This is a genomic window from Hephaestia sp. MAHUQ-44 (assembly GCF_023806085.1).
GTDB lineage: Bacteria > Pseudomonadota > Alphaproteobacteria > Sphingomonadales > Sphingomonadaceae > Sphingomonas.
On sequence record NZ_JAMSLX010000001.1, the window covers coordinates 115,476 to 132,675 of the forward strand.

At 65.6% G+C, this 17,200-nt stretch carries 19 protein-coding genes; 11 read left to right on the top strand and 8 right to left on the bottom strand.

What is annotated here, in order from left to right:
• Window positions 1-28: 28 nt before the first annotated feature.
• Both glyS and NFE57_RS00500 read right to left on the bottom strand, forming a co-directional pair.
• On the bottom strand, window positions 29-2,290 hold the full coding sequence (glyS, locus tag NFE57_RS00495; RefSeq protein WP_252133599.1) for a glycine--tRNA ligase subunit beta: 2,262 nt from the start codon (window positions 2,288-2,290) through the stop codon (window positions 29-31).
• Window positions 2,291-2,327: 37 nt separating this feature from the next.
• Window positions 2,328-3,167, bottom strand: a complete 840-nt coding sequence (locus tag NFE57_RS00500; protein WP_252133893.1) for a glycine--tRNA ligase subunit alpha — start codon at window positions 3,165-3,167, stop codon at window positions 2,328-2,330.
• Between the two features lie 154 nt (window positions 3,168-3,321).
• Between NFE57_RS00500 and NFE57_RS00505 the strand changes: the two genes are divergently transcribed.
• The 3 genes from NFE57_RS00505 (at window position 3,322) to pth (ending at window position 5,825) form a co-directional block, all read left to right on the top strand.
• Window positions 3,322-4,254 carry a TraB/GumN family protein gene (locus NFE57_RS00505; protein WP_382279061.1) on the top strand — a complete coding sequence of 311 codons (933 nt, stop codon included), beginning with the start codon at window positions 3,322-3,324 and terminating at the stop codon, window positions 4,252-4,254.
• 221 nt (window positions 4,255-4,475) lie between these two features.
• Complete coding sequence (locus NFE57_RS00510) at window positions 4,476-5,123, top strand: 50S ribosomal protein L25/general stress protein Ctc (protein ID WP_252133601.1); 648 nt, start codon at window positions 4,476-4,478, stop codon at window positions 5,121-5,123.
• A 132-nt stretch (window positions 5,124-5,255) separates the two neighbouring features.
• The gene (gene pth, locus NFE57_RS00515; RefSeq protein ID WP_252133602.1) at window positions 5,256-5,825 is read left to right on the top strand and encodes an aminoacyl-tRNA hydrolase; all 570 of its coding nucleotides are present in this window, start codon (window positions 5,256-5,258) and stop codon (window positions 5,823-5,825) included.
• Window positions 5,826-5,846: 21 nt separating this feature from the next.
• Here pth and NFE57_RS00520 read toward each other — a convergent pair whose 3' ends face one another.
• The gene (locus NFE57_RS00520) at window positions 5,847-6,230 is read right to left on the bottom strand and encodes a MerR family transcriptional regulator (RefSeq protein ID WP_252133603.1); all 384 of its coding nucleotides are present in this window, start codon (window positions 6,228-6,230) and stop codon (window positions 5,847-5,849) included.
• An 81-nt stretch (window positions 6,231-6,311) separates the two neighbouring features.
• On the opposite strand from NFE57_RS00520, the gene NFE57_RS00525 reads away from it, so the two are divergent.
• The 6 genes from NFE57_RS00525 to NFE57_RS00550 all read left to right on the top strand — a co-directional run bounded on the left by NFE57_RS00525 (window position 6,312) and on the right by NFE57_RS00550 (window position 11,331).
• Window positions 6,312-7,058, top strand: a complete 747-nt coding sequence (locus NFE57_RS00525) for a MauE/DoxX family redox-associated membrane protein (protein WP_252133604.1) — start codon at window positions 6,312-6,314, stop codon at window positions 7,056-7,058.
• A 164-nt stretch (window positions 7,059-7,222) separates the two neighbouring features.
• Window positions 7,223-7,825: a TIGR02466 family protein gene (locus tag NFE57_RS00530; RefSeq protein ID WP_252133605.1), complete on the top strand. Its 603-nt coding sequence runs from the start codon at window positions 7,223-7,225 to the stop codon at window positions 7,823-7,825.
• 19 nt (window positions 7,826-7,844) lie between these two features.
• Window positions 7,845-8,267: a VOC family protein gene (locus NFE57_RS00535; protein ID WP_252133606.1), complete on the top strand. Its 423-nt coding sequence runs from the start codon at window positions 7,845-7,847 to the stop codon at window positions 8,265-8,267.
• A 92-nt stretch (window positions 8,268-8,359) separates the two neighbouring features.
• Window positions 8,360-9,460, top strand: a complete 1,101-nt coding sequence (ychF, locus tag NFE57_RS00540) for a redox-regulated ATPase YchF (RefSeq protein ID WP_252133607.1) — start codon at window positions 8,360-8,362, stop codon at window positions 9,458-9,460.
• Between the two features lie 125 nt (window positions 9,461-9,585).
• The gene (locus NFE57_RS00545) at window positions 9,586-10,881 is read left to right on the top strand and encodes an alkaline phosphatase family protein (RefSeq protein ID WP_252133608.1); all 1,296 of its coding nucleotides are present in this window, start codon (window positions 9,586-9,588) and stop codon (window positions 10,879-10,881) included.
• 3 nt (window positions 10,882-10,884) lie between these two features.
• Entirely contained in the window at window positions 10,885-11,331 is a 447-nt protein-coding gene (locus tag NFE57_RS00550) for a MaoC family dehydratase (RefSeq protein ID WP_252133609.1), read from the top strand.
• 158 nt (window positions 11,332-11,489) lie between these two features.
• Here the strand turns inward: NFE57_RS00550 and NFE57_RS00555 are convergent, their stop codons facing one another.
• The 5 genes from NFE57_RS00555 to petA form a co-directional block, all read right to left on the bottom strand.
• Window positions 11,490-12,137, bottom strand: coding sequence for a hypothetical protein (locus NFE57_RS00555; protein WP_252133610.1), 648 nt, complete (start codon window positions 12,135-12,137; stop codon window positions 11,490-11,492).
• A gap of 137 nt (window positions 12,138-12,274) precedes the next feature.
• Entirely contained in the window at window positions 12,275-12,808 is a 534-nt protein-coding gene (locus NFE57_RS00560) for an adenine phosphoribosyltransferase (RefSeq protein WP_252133611.1), read from the bottom strand.
• 90 nt (window positions 12,809-12,898) lie between these two features.
• Window positions 12,899-13,741, bottom strand: coding sequence for a cytochrome c1 (locus NFE57_RS00565; protein WP_252133612.1), 843 nt, complete (start codon window positions 13,739-13,741; stop codon window positions 12,899-12,901).
• A 15-nt stretch (window positions 13,742-13,756) separates the two neighbouring features.
• Window positions 13,757-15,064, bottom strand: a complete 1,308-nt coding sequence (locus NFE57_RS00570; RefSeq protein ID WP_252133613.1) for a cytochrome b — start codon at window positions 15,062-15,064, stop codon at window positions 13,757-13,759.
• Between the two features lie 2 nt (window positions 15,065-15,066).
• Window positions 15,067-15,654 carry a ubiquinol-cytochrome c reductase iron-sulfur subunit gene (gene petA / locus NFE57_RS00575; RefSeq protein WP_252133614.1) on the bottom strand — a complete coding sequence of 196 codons (588 nt, stop codon included), beginning with the start codon at window positions 15,652-15,654 and terminating at the stop codon, window positions 15,067-15,069.
• Window positions 15,655-15,835: 181 nt separating this feature from the next.
• Between petA and NFE57_RS00580 the strand changes: the two genes are divergently transcribed.
• Window positions 15,836-16,297, top strand: coding sequence for a tRNA (cytidine(34)-2'-O)-methyltransferase (locus NFE57_RS00580; protein WP_252133615.1), 462 nt, complete (start codon window positions 15,836-15,838; stop codon window positions 16,295-16,297).
• 41 nt (window positions 16,298-16,338) lie between these two features.
• Window positions 16,339-17,178, top strand: a complete 840-nt coding sequence (gene hemF / locus NFE57_RS00585) for an oxygen-dependent coproporphyrinogen oxidase (RefSeq protein ID WP_252133616.1) — start codon at window positions 16,339-16,341, stop codon at window positions 17,176-17,178.
• Window positions 17,179-17,200: the final 22 nt, after the last annotated feature.

The following is a 17,200-nucleotide window of genomic DNA, read 5'->3' on the forward strand; positions in this document are numbered from 1 at the left end:
CGAAATCGATGGTCCGGTGCGCTCCCGCTCAGCCCTCGATCTTCGAGAAATCGGCGACGCCGTGCACGGCCTCGCGAATGCCCGCAAGCAACGCGAGGCGCGCGGCGCGCTTGTCGGCGTCGGCGTCGTTCACCGTCACATGCTCAAAGAACGCATCGATCGGCGCGCGCAACGTCGCCAGCGCCGCCATCGCGCCTTCGAAATCCTCGGCCGCGACGGCTTGCGCAGCCGCCGGCGCCGCCGACGCCAACGCAGCGATCAGCGCCGCTTCTTCGGCCTCGGGCGCGTAGGTCAGGATTCCGTCATGCCGGACTTGTTCCGGCATCCAACCATCCGCAAGCGCTTCGCCCTGTGGCGCGCTGGCTCCCGGCCCCACACCGGGTTGCGCGCTCGACGGGGAAGCGGGCTGATCCCACCCCTCTTTCTTCAGGATATTCGCCGCACGCTTGTACCCCGCGAGCAGATTGGCGCCGTCCTCGGTGGTGACGAACGCCTGCAACGCATGAACCCGCGCGAGCAACCGGACGAGATCGTCCTCTCCGCCGAGCGCAAACACCGCGTCGATCAGATCGTGCCGAACCCCCGCCTCGCGCTGCTGCACCTTGAGGCGGTCGGCGAAGAAGTCGCGCGTCTTGCCCTCGAAGCCCGTGAGATCATGGCCGGAATGACGCAACCACATGCTCGCCAATCGCAGAAGATCGACGAGATCGAGGCGAAGATCGTTTTGGATAATGAGCGCCAACACACCAAGCGCAGAGCGACGGAGGGCGAACGGATCTTTGGAACCCGAAGGCGGCAAATCAACGCCAAAGAAGGCACTGATCGTATCCAGTTTATCCGCCAGCGACACCGCCACCGTCACCGGCGCGGTGGGCACGTCATCGCCCTGCCCGACCGGCTTGTAATGATCGCGGATCGCCTCGGCGACCACCGCATCCTCGCCCTGCGCGGCGGCGTAATAGCCGCCCATCAGCCCCTGCAATTCGGGGAACTCGCCGACCATCCCGGTGACGAGATCGGCCTTGGCCAGCCGCGCGGCACGTTCGGCGAGCGCGGCCAACTCCCCCCTCCCGCGTGCGGGAGGGGTCGGGGGAGGGCTTGTTGGGGCAAGCGTGTCGCTAGCGGACAGGCCCTCCCCTGGCCCCTCCCGCACGCGGGAGGGGGACGACGCAACGATCCCTTCCTCGACCAGCCAGCGCGCGAGCTTCGCCACGCGCTCGACCTTGTCGGCGACCGTGCCGAGCTTCTCATGGAATACGATCTGCCCGAGCTTCGCCGCCTGCGCGTCGAGCGGCACGTTGAGATCGGTCTCGTAGAAGAATTTGGCGTCGGAAAGCCGCGCCGCGAGCACCTTGCGGTTACCGCCGACGATCTTCGCGCCGCCATCGGCCGCGACGATATTGGCGGTGCAGACGAAGGCGTTGGCAAGTTTCCCGTCCTTGCCCCGGCACACGAAATACTTCTGGTTGACGCGCGCGGTAAGCTGGATGACCTCGGGCGGCACGCCGAGATATGCCGCGTCGAAGCGGCCGAGCAGCGGCGCCGGCCATTCGGTGAGCCCGGCATTCTCGGCCACCAGCCCCTCATCCTCGATCAGTTCGAGCCCGGCCTCGGCCGCGAGCGTCGCCGCCCCGTCACGGATGATCGCGGCGCGCTCGTCCTGATCGACGATCACATGGGCGCCGCGCAGCGTCTCGACATAATCGGCCGCCGAACCGATCGTGACCGCATCCGGATGGTGGAAGCGGTGGCCAAGCGTGGTCGCCCCGCTGGCGACCCCCGCGATCGCGAAGGGCACCACTTCCTCGCCGAGCAAGGCGACGATGCCCTGAAGCGGGCGTACCCAGCGCAGGCTCTCGGTCGAGGCTGAGGCCGCGCCCCAGCGCATCGCCTTGGGCCAGGGAAAAGCGCGCACGATCGCGGGGATCGCCGCGGCCAGCACTTGCGCCGTCTTGCGGCCGGGCTTCTCCTGCACCGCGAACCACACGCCGTCACGATCGACGAGCTGGTCTTGGCTGAGACCCGTCTTGCGCAGGAACCCCTCAAGCGCCTGCGGCGGCGCCGACGTGCGCGGGCCCTTGGTTTCTTCGCTGACGGCGGCGGTCTCCAGCGGCAGATCGCGCGCGATCAGCACCAGGCGACGCGGCGTCGCATAGGTGACGATATCGCCCGCCGCGATCCCGGCATGCGTCAGTTCGGCGGCGAACAACCGCGCCAGATCGGCGCGCGCCTTCGCCTGCATCCGCGCCGGAATTTCTTCGGAGCGCAGCTCAAGAAGGAAATCAGCCATCATTTCCCCCCGCGCCGGGGAGGATGTGCCGCCACCATCACGACGCCCACCCGTTCTTTTCCATCCATGCCTGGCAGCTACCCTTGGCGAGATCGCGCACGCGGCCGATATACGCCTGCCGCTCGGCAACCGAGATCACCCCGCGCGCCTGCAGCAGGTTGAAGACGTGGCTCGCCTTGATCGCCTGTTCGTAAGCGGGGAGCGGCAGTTTCGCGTCGAGGCAGCGCTCGCATTCGACGGCGGCCTTTTTGAACAGATCGAACAGCGCCTCGGTATCGGCGACCTCGAAATTCCACGTGCTCATCTCGCGTTCGTTTTCAAGGAACACGTCGCCATAGGTCACGCCCGCGTCGTTATACGCGAGATCGTACACATTATCCTTGTTCTGGATGTACATCGCGAGGCGTTCGAGCCCGTAGGTCAGCTCACCCGCGACGGGCAGGCAATCGAACCCGCCCATCTGCTGGAAATAGGTGAACTGCGTCACCTCCATCCCGTCGCACCAGACTTCCCAGCCCAGCCCCCAGGCGCCCAGCGTCGGGCTTTCCCAATCGTCCTCGACGAAACGGATGTCGTGGGTGGTAAAATCGATCCCGATCGCCGTCAGGCTGCCCAGATAGAGATCCTGAATGTCCGCCGGGCTGGGTTTGAGCACCACCTGATATTGGTAATAATGCTGGAGCCGGTTGGGATTCTCGCCGTAGCGACCGTCGGTCGGGCGGCGGCACGGCTGAACGAAGGCCGCGTTCCACGAATCGGGGCCGAGCGCGCGCAGCGTCGTCGCGGGGTGAAAGGTGCCCGCGCCCATCTCCATGTCATACGGCTGGAGGATCAAACAGCCGCGATCACTCCAGTAATCATGGAGCGTCAAAATCATGCGCTGGAAGCTCAACGGCTCGGTCACTCGGGCGGGCGCCTGTTGCAGTGCGATAGGATGCGCGTGCCTTGCCGGAACGCGGGTGCGGAATCAAGCGGACGACTGGACCGTTGCGCGCGACGCCCCTAAGCGGCACGCGATCCGCAAGGAGTTGATGCCCGTGAAGCTGTTCCCGTTCGTCGTGACCGCCGCGCTCCTCGTGCTGCCCGCCACCGCCTGCGGGCAGGCCGCCGACTCGTCCGCCGCGACCGCAACCGCCGCGGCGTCCTCGCCGACCGATGCCGATCCCGCCTTGTGGGTGGTCAAGGACGACGACACCACGATCTATCTGTTCGGCACGGTCCATGTCCTCAAGCCGGGCCTGTCGTGGTTCGACAACGCGGTGAAGACCGCGTTCGACGCCTCGGACGAACTGGTGATGGAGCTCATCCAGCCCGACGATCCCGCCAGCGTCCAGCAACTCATCCTCGCCAAGGGCATCACGACCACCGGCCCGACGCTGACCGAGCGGCTGCCCGTCGACAAGCGCGCCGCTTATGCCAGGGTGATGACCGCAAACGGCCTGTCGCCCGGAGCATTCGATCGGATGGACCCGTGGCTCGCGGCGATGTCGCTGACGATGACCTCGCTCGCGAAGCTCGGCTATGAGGCCACCCATGGCCCCGAGCAGGTGCTGACCACGGCCGCACAGGCAGCGGGCAAGCCGATCACCGCGCTTGAGACGATCGCGCAGCAATTCGACTATCTCGACGGCCTGTCCGAGCCCGCGCAGATGACGATGCTGGCCAGCACGATCGACGCGACCGAAGACGCCGGCACGATGTTTGCCGATATGGTCGCCGCCTGGTCCAACGGTGACGACGAAGCGCTGGCCGCGCTGATGAACGAGGGGCTCGCCGATTCGCCCGAACTCGAACGCGTGATGCTCACCGATCGCAACGCGCGCTGGGCCGATTGGATCGCCGGGCGGATGAAGCAGCCGGGGACGGTATTCGTCGCGGTCGGCGCGGGGCATCTCGCAGGCGAGAACAGCGTGCGCGCCGATCTCGCCAAGCACCATCTGATCGCGACGCGGATCGCGTATTAATATCAATAATGCCGCACCGGCCCGCTCCCCCACCCGACCACCCACAGAATACTGCGTTGAGTGCTCGGGTGGGGAAGCGAGCCGGTGCGGCGTCTATCCAAACCGCAACCCCGCGCGCTTGCCTGTCGCCACGGCTTCGCCTATAGGCGCGCGGTTCCGGTCATGGTCATCCCTGGAGGCGTGGTCGGGCAGATATATTCATTCGTATTCGGAGAATTAGCATGAGCGACCAGCTGACGCTCGCTGCCGAGACGCGTGATCGGGTTGGCAAGGGAGCCTCCCGTTCGCTTCGTCGTGATGGCCGCGTGCCCGCCGTGATCTATGGCGACAATCAGGACCCCACCCCGATCCATGTCGAGGAAAAGGCGCTGAACAAGCTCCTGATGACCGGCTTCTTCATGAACTCGGTGATCATGGTCGAGGTCGGCGGCAAGCCGCAGCGCACGCTGCCCAAGGACGTGACCTTCGATGTCGTCACCGAGCGGCCGGTCCATGTCGATTTCCTGCGGATCTCGAAGAACGCCAAGGTCACCGTCAGCATCCCGGTGCGCTTCGTCGACGAAGAGAAGGCGCCCGGCATCAAGCGTGGCGGCGTGCTCAACGTCGTTCGCCACGAACTCGAACTGATCCTCGATGCCGCGCACATCCCCGACGAGATCGAAATCTCGCTCGAGGGTCTCGAAGTCGGCGATGCGATCCACGTCAGCAAGGTCGCGCTGCCCAAGGGCGCCGAGCCGGTGATCGACGATCGCGATTTCACCATCGCCACGGTCGTCGCGCCGTCGGCGCTCAAGTCGAGCGAAGGCGACAACGAGACCGAGGCCGAAGGCGACGCCGAAGCCCCCGCCGCGGGCGCCAAGGAAGCCTGACCAACGGGCAAGCCCCTCTCCTGCGGGGGAGGGGCCGGGTCGGGGAGGCGCGGCGCCTGATAGCGGCCTGCCTCCCCCACCCCCGCCCGGCATCGGGCAGGCCGTGCACCGCGCGGTTGAGGGAGCAAGCGGATGCAGCTCTGGGTCGGCCTCGGCAATCCCGGCGCCAAATATGCGATGAACCGGCACAATGTCGGCTTCATGGCGATCGACGCGATCGTCGGGGTGCACGATTTCGAGCCCCCGAAAAAGCGCTTCGCCGGCTGGGCGATCGAGGCGCGGCTGGGCAGCCAAAAGCTTCTCCTGCTCAAGCCCGCCACCTTCATGAACGAAAGCGGCCAATCGATCGGTGAGGCGATGCGCTTCTACCGGCTCGAGCCGCAAGACGTCACCGTCTTCCACGACGAGCTCGATCTGGCGCCCTTCAAGGTCAAGGTGAAGCAGGGCGGCGGCACCGCCGGGCACAACGGCCTGCGCTCGACCGAGGCGCATATCGGCCCCGATTTCCGCCGCGTCCGCATCGGCATCGGCCATCCCGGCCACAAGGACCGCGTCCACAATTACGTCCTCGGCAATTACCCCAAGGCCGATATCGCCCCCCTATCCGACATGCTCGGCGCGATCGCCGCCGAAGCCGAGTGGCTGACGAAAAACGACGACGCCCGCTTCATGAACGACGTAGCGCTGCGGTTGCAGGGGTAATCCCCGCGGCGGCGATCAGCCTCACCCCACCTCAAACGCCGCGATGATCGGGCACGGCCCCACATCCGACGCGGCACATTCGCGCGCCAGCCGTTGCAACGCCGTCCGTGCCGCCGTCAGTTCGGCAATCTTCGCATCGAGCGCACCGATCTTCTCGCGTGCCAGATCGCGGGCCCGCGCACGATCGCGGCTGGCGTCGAGCGCGATCAGGTCGGCGATCTCGTCGAGCGAGAACCCCGCCGCCTGCGCCTGCCGGATGAAGCGCAACCGACGCACGTCCGTCGCGTCGTACCGGCGCACGCCTGATTGCCCGGCGGGCGTCTCCATCAGCCCGCGGCGCTGGTAATAGCGCACCGTCTCCACCCCCACCCCGCCGGCCTTCGCCAGCCCGCCGATCGTCGTCATCGAGAAACCCCTTGAACCGTACCTTGGTACGGACCCTAGATAGGCGCCCGACGCATCCTGCCCAAGCCCGGAGATTCACGCATGGCCGCCCCCAAGACCGCGACACTCTATCGCATGGTGATGCCCGGCCACACCTGCCCTTATGGGCTGAAATCCAAGGATATGCTCGAACGCCGCGGCTATCGGGTCGAGGACAAATGGCTGACGACGCGCGAGGCCACCGACGCGTTCAAGGCCGAGCACGGCGTCAAGACGACCCCGCAGACCTTCATCGATGGCGAGCGGATCGGCGGCAATGACGATCTGCGCCGCTTCTTCGGCAAGCACGTGCCCGAACCGGGATCGACCTCCTACACCCCCGTCATCGCGCTGTTCGCGATGACCGCGCTGATGGCGCTGGCGACGAGCGCGACCACGCTCGGCACGCCCTTCACGGTCCGCGCCGCCGAATGGTTCATCGCGTTCAGCATGTGTGCGCTGGCGATGCTCAAGCTTCAGGATATCGAGCGTTTCTCGTCGATGTTCCTCAATTACGATCTGCTCGCGCAGCGCTGGGTGCCCTATGCGTACATCTATCCCTTCGCCGAGGCCGGCGCCGGGGTGCTGATGATCACCCACGCGTTCGGCTGGCTGTCGATCCCGGTCGCGCTGTTCATCGGCGGAATCGGCGCAGTCTCGGTGTTCAAGGCGGTCTATATCGACAAGCGCGACATCAAATGCGCGTGCGTCGGCGGCAACAGCAACGTGCCGCTGGGGTTCGTCTCGCTGACCGAAAACGTGATGATGGTGGCGATGGCATTGTGGATGATCGCGCAGGCGACGGGATGATGATTTGATCGCAGACGTCCATGCGTCGGTGCGCTATAGACCCTGTATCACCACCTCCCGTTCGTCCTGAGCTTGTCGAAGGGCCGTTCTTCCCTTCCGGTGAAAGAAAGAGCGGTGCTTCGACAAGCTCGGCATGAACGGGGAGTCAGGACCAGTGCCTTTTCATGCCCACCCGCTCGCTTTTCGCCACGCGCTTCTATGAAGCCGCCCTCGACGACACCGCCTTGCTCGCCGAGCTTGAGGATGCCTGCCTCGACCTCGCCGAACAGGATGTCGCCGGGCAGAACTGGTCCGAGGCGCATGGCTATCATGGCTATACCAGCTACGCGTCGCTCAACGATCTGCCACGGCGCGATCCGCGGATCGGCGATCTGGTGCGCCATCTGAACCGCCACGTCGCCGCCTTTGCCAAGGACTGCGCGTTCGATCTCGGCGGCAAGAAGCTCAAGCTCGACAGCCTGTGGGTCAATGTACTCGCACCCGGCGGCACGCATTCGGGGCATATCCACCCGCACAGCGTCGTCTCGGGGACGATCTATGTCGCGGTGCCGCCGGGGTCGGGCGCGCTCAAGCTCGAAGACCCCCGGCTGGCGATGCTGATGGCCGCCCCCGGCCGTCACGATGACGCGCCCGAGGATCTCAAGCCCTTCATTTATGCCGAGCCCGCGGCGGGGACGATCTTCCTGTGGGAAAGCTGGCTGCGCCACGAGGTGATGCCCAACATGGCCGAGGAAGACCGGATCAGCATCAGCTTCAACTATCGTTGATGAACCAGGGAGGCCCCGCATGACGCAGCAACAAATCGCCGTGGTGACGCTCGGCATCGCCGATCTCGCCCGATCGAAGGCCTTCTACGCAGACGGCTTCGGCTGGGCGCCGGTGTTCGAGAATGACGAGATCGCCTTTTATCAGATGAACGGCTTCGTGTTCGCGACCTGGCTGTCCACGGCGCTCGAGGGCGATATGAATCGCGACGCGCGCGGCACGTCGGCGATCGCGCTGGCGCACAATGTCGCGCACGAGGCCGATGTCGCGCCGCTGATCGCGCGCTTGGCGGCGGCCGGCGGCACCGTTTTGCGCGCCGCCGACGCACCGCCGCATGGCGGGTATCGCGGCTATATTGCCGATCCCGACGGCCATGCGTGGGAAATCGCGTGGAACCCGGCCTGGCCGATCGACGATCGGGGGCACGTGCACTTCGCGGCCTGAACGCGCATCATCGGCTCGCACCGGCCGGGCCGGGCTGGCATCGCGCGGCGAAACGCCTTATCCGCGCGAACAACCAATCGAAGGACGTATCCATGGGATTCCGCTGCGGCATCGTGGGCTTGCCCAATGTCGGCAAATCGACGCTTTTCAACGCGCTCACGCAGACCGCCGCGGCGCAGGCCGCGAACTATCCGTTCTGCACGATCGAGCCCAATGTCGGCAACGTCGCGGTCCCCGATCCGCGGCTGGATCAGCTCGCCGCGATCGCGGGATCGGGCAAGATCATCGAGACCCAGCTCGGCTTCGTCGACATCGCCGGGCTGGTGCGCGGCGCGAGCAAGGGCGAAGGCCTCGGCAACCAGTTTCTGGGCAACATCCGCGAGGTCGACGCGATCGTCCACGTGCTGCGCTGCTTCGAGAATGACGACATCCAGCATGTCGACAACCATGTCGATCCGATCGCCGATGCCGAGACGGTCGAAACCGAACTGATGCTCGCCGATCTCGAAAGCCTCGAAAAGCGCGTGCCCAATCTGGTCAAGAAGGGCCAGCAAGGTGACAAGGAGGCCAAGGCCGCCGCGAGCGTGCTGGGGCAGGCGCTCGATCTGCTGCGCGAGGGCAAGCCCGCGCGCCTCGTCGAGCCCAGGGACCCCGAGGAAGAACGGCTGTTCGCGCAAGCCCAATTGCTCACCGCCAAGCCGGTGCTCTACGTCTGCAACGTCAACGAAGACGACGCGGCGCGCGGCAACGCCTATTCGGCGCGCGTGTTCGACAAGGCCAAGGCCGAGGGCGCCGAGGCAGTGGTGGTCTCGGCCGCGATCGAGGCCGAGATCGCGACCATGCCCGCCGATGAGCGCGGCGACTTCCTGGCCGAGCTGGGCTTGAGCGAAACCGGTCTCGCGCGCGTGATCCGCGCCGGCTACACGCTGCTCCGCCTCCAGACCTTCTTCACCGTCGGCCCCAAGGAAGCGCGCGCCTGGACGGTCCCGACCGGCGCTCGCGCCCCGCAGGCGGCGGGCGAAATCCACACCGATTTCGAACGCGGCTTCATCCGCGCCGAGACGATCGCCTTCGACGATTACGTTACATTGGGCGGCGAGGCGGGCGCGCGCGAGGCGGGCAAGCTGCGTCAGGAAGGCAAGGACTATGTCGTCCATGACGGCGACGTGATGCTGTTCCGCTTCAACGTCTGATCGCCTGATCTGGTCGGTGCGCGGCGCGGTTCACGGTGTTACCTCCACCCGCCGCCCGTTCGCCAAATTGTCACGAACGCCATAGAAGGACGAGCCACAGGTCCACGGCTACCCGGGAGACGCCGATGAATCGATTACGCGCCGTTCTTGCCGCGATGCTGGCCATCGGCCTCTCGGGCTGCATCGTTGCCGCACCGCCGCCGCCGCTGTCGGCGCTGCTCGCTTCGGCCGAGGCGACTCCCAAGCCGGTGGTGACGATCCTCGTGTCGATCGACGGCTTTCGCCCCGATTATCTGAACCGCGGGGTGACACCGCGGCTGAACGCGCTTGCCGCCGCCGGCGTCTCCGCGCCGATGACGCCGTCCTTCCCCTCCAAGACCTTCCCCAACCATTGGTCGCTGGTGACCGGCGAGGTGCCCGATCGCCACGGCATCGTCGCCAACCGGATGGAGGACCCCGCGCGCCCCGGCGAAACCTTCACCATGGCCAGCGACGATCCCTTCTGGTGGAACGCGGCCTCACCGATCTGGGTCGATGCCGAAAAAGCAGGCATCCGCACCGCGACGATGTTCTGGCCCGGCGCCAATGTCGCGTGGGGCGGCACGCGCGCCACGGCCTGGCCGCACGACATCAGCGGCGGCACCCGACCCGAGGACTGGCAGCAGTTCAATCAGGTGATTGCCAATCCGCAGCGTGTCAACGCGGTGCTCGATTGGCTGCGGCGCCCGGCCGCGATCCGGCCGCGCTTCGTGACGCTGTATGTCGATACCGTCGATACCGCCGGGCATATCTACGGCCCCGACGATGCCCGTACCACCGCCGCGATCGCCGATGCCGACGCCGCGATCGGGATGCTCGTCGATGGCCTCGCCACGCTGCGCCAGCCCGCCAATCTCGTCATCGTCTCGGATCACGGCATGGCCGCCACCTCGAGCGACCGCGTGATCGCGCTCGATGGCGTGGCCGATCCCGGCCTTTATCGCATCGTCGAAAGCGGCCCCTATGCCGCGCTCGTGCCGACCGAGGGCAACGACGCGACACTCGCCGTCGCATTGCTTGCCCCCCACGAACACATGCAATGCTGGCGCAAGGCCGCGATTCCGGCGCGATTCCAATACGGCGCCAATCCCCGCGTCCCGCCGTTCCTTTGCCTCGCCGAGACCGGCTGGTCGATCCTGCCGACCACGCCGGCCACCCCGTTCACCGGCGGTAATCACGGCTATGACAATCAAGCACCCGATATGGCGGCGCTGTTCGTCGCACACGGACCCGCCTTCGCACGCGGCCAGACGCTGCCCGCTTTCCCCAATGTCGATGTCGAGCCGTTGCTGCGCGATCTGCTGGCGATGCCGCTCGATGCCGCCGTCGACGGCACCGATACCCCGTTCACATCGATCCTGATCCAGTCCAAGGAGCGCTGAACCATGCAATATTTCGAGGATATCGAGGTCGGCCGCAAACAGCGGTTCGGGCGATATGAAGTAACCCGCGACGAGGTGCTGGCATTCGCCGGCAAATTCGATCCCCAGCCATTCCATCTTTCCGACGAGGCCGCGGCGGAAACCCATTTCGGGCGGCTGTCGGCCAGCGGCTGGCACACCTGCGCGATGACGATGTCGATGGTGGTCGAGAATCTGAAGGACAACCGGCAGGCGGGGCTCGGTTCGCCCGGAATCGATGAGTTGCGCTGGCTCAGGCCGGTCTATCCCGGCGACACGCTGTCGTGCGCCACCGAGGTTCTCGACAAGCGCGTGTCACGCAGCCGCCCCGAAATGGGCAGCTTCCGCAGCCGCATGACGGTGTTCAACCAGCACGACCAGCCGGTCCTGAGCTTCATCTCGATCGGGCTGGTCCGGACGCGACCCGCCTAGAGCGATATCGAGCCAGATGGAATCATCTGGCGACTCGGAAATAACGGCAAACAAAAGCCGATCCAGAGTCGCGCAGCGCGGGGCGGAGCCCCATCCCCGCCCCCGGCGCCCGCGTCCTTATGCTGCGCAGGGGCTGGAGCGGAGCATGGCCCGGTCGATCACCGCTGCTGACGGTCGCGCCCGCCGCGCGATGGCGTGGTACCGCGCTGGCCGTTGACACGCGGCGAATGCGCGCGCGGATTGCCGGCGCGCGGTGACTGGGCACGCGGCGGGCGCCCCTGGGGAGCCTGCGCGCCGGGGGCGGAAGGGCGCGGTGTCGAGGTGGTAGGACGCCGCCCGTCGCCACGGTTCCAGTTCCCATCGCCCCGCGGACGATCGCCGCGATTCCAGTTACCGTCTCCGCGCGGGCGATCGCCGCGATTCGCGTTGTCGGGCCTGCGATTTCCGCCGTTCCAGTTGCTCCAATTGCCGTTGCGGTCGCCACGCCAGTCGCGATTGTCGCGGCGATATTGCGCGGCGCGGCGGTTCCAATAGGCGCGCTGGCTGCTCGTCCAGCGATGCGGACGGCGATAGCGATCGTATACATAGATGCCGGTGCCGGGATAATAATAATCGCCGTACCAACCGTAATAAGACGGGGCATAGCCATAGCCGTAACCGCCGTAATAATCGTCATAATAGGGGTCGCCGTAATAGCCCCCATAGCCCATCGATACGCCGCCGTAATAACCGTCGGACGCACAAGCCGACAGGCCGATTCCCGCCGCGAGAACGAGGCCGATAACGCCGAAACGTGACATAGCCATGAGGGTTTCTCCTGATACGCGGAACACTGATGTTGCTCTGGAAATAACACAGGAACGATGAGCGGCGGCTGAACCGCGACGAGACGAGAACGCGCCCCGTTTCCGGCCGGTTCCGCATCCGCCCGCCCTCCGACGCCTCAATGCCCCGCGAATGACACCAGCGCCGACACATGGATCCCGTCGGCACGCAGTGCCTCGGCCCCGCCCAGATCGGGCAGATCGACCACGAAGCGCGCCTGGGTGACGACCGCGCCCGCCTTGCGGAGCAACCGGATCGCGGCGCGGGCGGTGCCCCCGGTCGCGATCAGATCGTCGATCAGCAACACCCGCGCGCCGGCCGCGCAGGCGTCGGCGTGCATCGCGATTCTGTCGGTGCCGTATTCAAGCGCATATTCTTCGGCGATCGTGGCGCCGGGCAACTTTCCGTCCTTGCGGATCAGCAGTACGCCAGCCCCAAGCGGCACGGCAAGCGCAGCGGCGAACAGGAAGCCACGCGCCTCGATCCCCGCGACCAGATCGACCGGCCCGTCGACCGCGGCAACCATGCGGTCGACCGTCTCGCGAAGCCCATCGGCATCGAGCAACAAGGTGGTGATGTCGCGAAACTGGATACCGGGCTTGGGAAAATCGGGGATCGTGCGGATCTTCGCCTTCAGATCGTCATTGGCCATGGCATGCTCCAGACGACAACGCCGGGCGAGGGAGACCCCACCCGGCGTTGAATTTCGAATCGCCCCCCACGCATCGCGCGCGGGCTGCGATCAATGCTCGATGTTGCGCCAGACGTTCTTATAGGCGCCCCACGCGAGGAAGCAGAACACCAGCAGGAACAGCACCGTCGCAAAACCGGCGGCATGGCGCCGTTCGAGATTGGGTTCGGCGGTCCACACCAGGAAGGCCGTCACGTCGGTCGACATCTGGTCGATCGTCGGGCGGGTGCCGTCCAGATACTGGACCTGGCCTTCGCTGTTGATCTGCTGCGCCATCGCGGTGGCAAGAGACGGGAAATACGGGTTGAAATGCAGCCCTTCGAGCACCTCGAAATCGGGATATTTCTTCGCGATCTCGGGATCGGGCGTTTCATAGCCGGTCAGCAGCGAATGAAGGTACGGCGCCCCGCCTTCGCGTGCCTTGACGATCAGCGAGAGATCGGGCGGCAACGCGTTGTTGTTCGCCGCACGCGCCGCGATGTCGTTCGCGAACGGCTTGGGGAACGGATCGGACGGCACGTTCTTGCGCGTCGTCGCCTCGCCGGTATCCGGGTTGATCGTCGGCTGCTCGATCACCCACTGGCTGGCGATCGCCTTCACTTCGGCCTCGTTATACCCGATCTTCTGGAGATCGCGGAAATGGACGAGATCGATCGAGTGGCACGCCGCACAGACTTCCTTGTAGACAAGGAAGCCGCGCTGGAGCTGCTGGTTGTCGAACTTGCCGAACGGCCCGTCCGACGCCAGCTTGAACGGCTTGGGCTCCTTGTGGAACTCCTCGGTCACCGTCGGCTGCGGCGGCTCGGTGATAAGGCCCTTGATCGTGCCGCCGAGCGCAAACACCAGCGCCCCGACAAAGGCGGCGCCGACGAGCCATGAAAAGAAACGAACCATTGTTCTGATAGCCCCTTATTCGGACGCCGCCGCGCCACCGCTTGTCGCGGATTCGCTCGGCTGGATTCCGCCCTTCTTCGCCAACACCGCCTCTGTGATCGAGTTCGGCAACGGTCGGGGCCGCTCGGTGCGCGCGATAATCGGCAGAATGATCAGGAAGTGCGCGAAATAATAGATCGACGCGATCTGGCCCATGATCACATAGCCCGGCGTCGCCGCCGATCCGCCGCACCATGCCAGCACTAGGATATCGACCAGCAGGATGCCGAAGAAGATGCGGAAGGTGGGGCGATAATTGCCCGAGCGCACCGGCGAATTGTCGATCCACGGCAGGAAGAACAGCAGCAGGATCGAGGCGAACATCGCCAGCACGCCCCACAGCTTCGCCGGGATCCACAGGAAGTTGAAGGTGAAGGCGCGCAGGATCGCGTAGAACGGCCAGAAATACCATTCGGGCACGATATGCGCGGGCGTCGAAAGCGGGTTGGCCGGAATGTAATTGTCCGAATGACCCAGATAATTGGGTGCAAAGAACACCAGCACCGCGAACACCAGCAGGAACACGCCGACGCCGACGCCGTCCTTGGCGGTGTAATAGGGATGGAACGGCACCGTATCCTGCTTGCCCTTCACATCGACCCCGGTCGGGTTCGACGAACCCGGAATGTGCAGCGCCCAGATGTGGAGGATGACGACCCCTGCAATCACGAACGGCAGCAGATAATGGAGCGAGAAGAAGCGGTTGAGCGTCGCGTCGCCGGGCGCAAAGCCGCCGAGCAACCACACGCGCACCGATTCGCCGACCACCGGGATCGCCGAGAAGAAGCCGGTGATCACCTGCGCGCCCCAGAAGCTCATCTGCCCCCAGGGAAGCACATAGCCCATGAACGCGGTCGCCATCATCAGCAGGAAGATGACGAGGCCGAGCAGCCACACCATTTCGCGCGGGGCCTTGTACGATCCGTAATAAAGCCCGCGGAACAGGTGGATATAGACGACGATGAAGAACATGCTGGCGCCGGTCGCGTGGACATAGCGCAGCAGCCAGCCCGCATTGACGTCGCGCATCAGATGCTCGACCGACAGGAAGGCGATATCGGCATCGGCGGCGTAATGCATCGCCAGCACGATCCCGGTGACGATCTGGATCGCCAGCGCGAGCCCGGCGAGAACGCCGAAGTTCCAGAAATAGTTGAGGTTGCGCGGCACGGGATAGCCCGCGCCGACAGCATTATAGGCGAGGCGGGGAAGCGGCAGGCGCTCGTCCAGCCAACGCATGACCGGGTTTTTCGGCTGGTACTGGTTTGCCCAGGGAAAGCTCATTGTTACGCCCCCACCTTGATCGTCGTATCGGACGTGAATGCGTAGTCGGGCACCGGCAGGTTGGTCGGTGCCGGACCTTTACGAATCCGCGCGGCCGTATCGTAGGACGAACCGTGGCAGGGGCAGAAATAGCCCCCGTATTCGCCGCGCTGCTCGCCTTCCTTGTTGCCCAGCGGCACGCAACCCAGATGGGTGCACACGCCGATCGTGATCAGCCAGTTCTTCTTGCCTTCCTTGGTCCGCTGCTCGAGCGTCTCAGGGTCGCGCAGGTCGGACATCGGCACCGCATCGGCCTCGGCGATCTCTTTCGCCGTCAGATTGCGCACGAACAGCGGTTGCGACCGGAAGGTCGTCGTCACGGCCTGGCCTTCGGCGATCTTGGACAGATCGACCTCGGTGGTCGACATCGCGAGCACATCGGCCGACGGACTCATCTGGTTGACGAGCGGCAGCACGGCAACGCCCGCACCAACGCCGGCAAACGTCACCGCAGCGATATTGATGAAATCCCGACGGCGGGGATCGTGCGCTTCCTCCAGAAACGGTTCGGGCGATTCGCCCGGCGGAATCGCATTGTCAGCACTTGCCATTCATCTGCCCTTGCACTTCGAAATTCCCGACGTGGCCCCATGCGAGACGTGACCGCGACGAACCGGCGGATCGCCCCGTCCCCACGGGGGTCGGCGGCCTGATAGCGCCCGTAGCGCCGCTTTGCCAATGGCTTTTGTGGTCTCTTGCCGCGGCGACGACCGAAGCGCTAGGCAAGAACCCATGCGTCTGGCGCTTTATCAACCCGATATCGCGGGCAATGTCGGCACGATCCTGCGGCTTGCGGCGTGCCTTGGGGTGCCCGTCGATCTGATCGAGCCGATGGGTTTTGCCTTTTCGACCCGCGCGCTGGCCCGCGCCGGCATGGATTATGCCGCGCAGGCCGACGTGACGCGACACGTCGATTGGGCGGCGTTCGAAGCCGGCGCAGGGCGGATCGTGCTGCTGACGACGGTGGGCGGCGTGCGGCTCGATCAGGCGCGGTTCGCGCCCGGCGATACCTTGCTGCTCGGCAGCGAAGGCGCAGGCGTGCCGGCTGCGGTCCACGATCGCGCCGATTGCGCCCTACGCATCCCGATGCGTCCGGGCTTTCGCTCGCTCAACGTCGCGGTCGCGGGCGCAATGGCGCTGGGCGAGGCGCTGCGTCAGATCGATGGCTGGCCGCACGCGACCGAGACACAATGACCCCTTCCCTGCCCCCGCGCGCGATGGCTATGGACAGCGGCATGGAGCTCGATCCCCAACAACAAGCCACCCGCCTCTGGTTCGAGGCGCTTCGTGACCGCATCTGCGCAGCCTTCGAGAAGATCGAGGCCGAGGCCGGATCGGGCGCGACCTTTGTCTACACCCCCTGGGATCGCACCGATCCCTCGGGCGCGCCCGGCGGCGGCGGGGTGCGCGGGGTGATGAAGGGTACGATCTTCGAGAAGGTCGGCGTCAACGTGTCGACCGTCGGCGGCACGTTCGAGGGCGATTTCGCCAAATCGATCCATGGCGCCAGCGAAGATCCGCGATTCTTCGCCACCGGCATCAGCCTCGTCGCGCATATGGCCAACCCGCACGTGCCCGCGGTCCATATGAACACGCGCTTCCTCGTCACCACCAGGCGCTGGTTCGGCGGCGGCGCCGATCTCAACCCGCCGATTCCCTATGATGACGACACCGCCGATTTCCACGCCGCGATGAAGGCGGCGTGCGACGCGCACGATCCCGCGCATTATCCGCGCTTCAAGCAATGGGCGGACGATTATTTCTACATTCCCCACCGCAAGGTGCATCGCGGTGTCGGTGGTATTTTCTACGATCATCTCGAAGGCGATTTCGACGCCGATTTCGCGTTCACCAAGGATGTGGGGCTCGCGTTTCTCGATATCTTTCCAGCCCTCGTGCGGCGACGCATGGGGCTGGAATGGAGCGCGGCGGACAAGGCACGCCAGCTCGAATGGCGCGGGCGCTACGCCGAATTCAACCTCGTCTACGATCGCGGCACATTGTTCGGGCTCAAGACCGGCGGCAATATCGACGCGATCCTGATGAGCCTGCCGCCCCACGCGACCTGGGACTGAGGATGACTGGCGCCGGCTCATC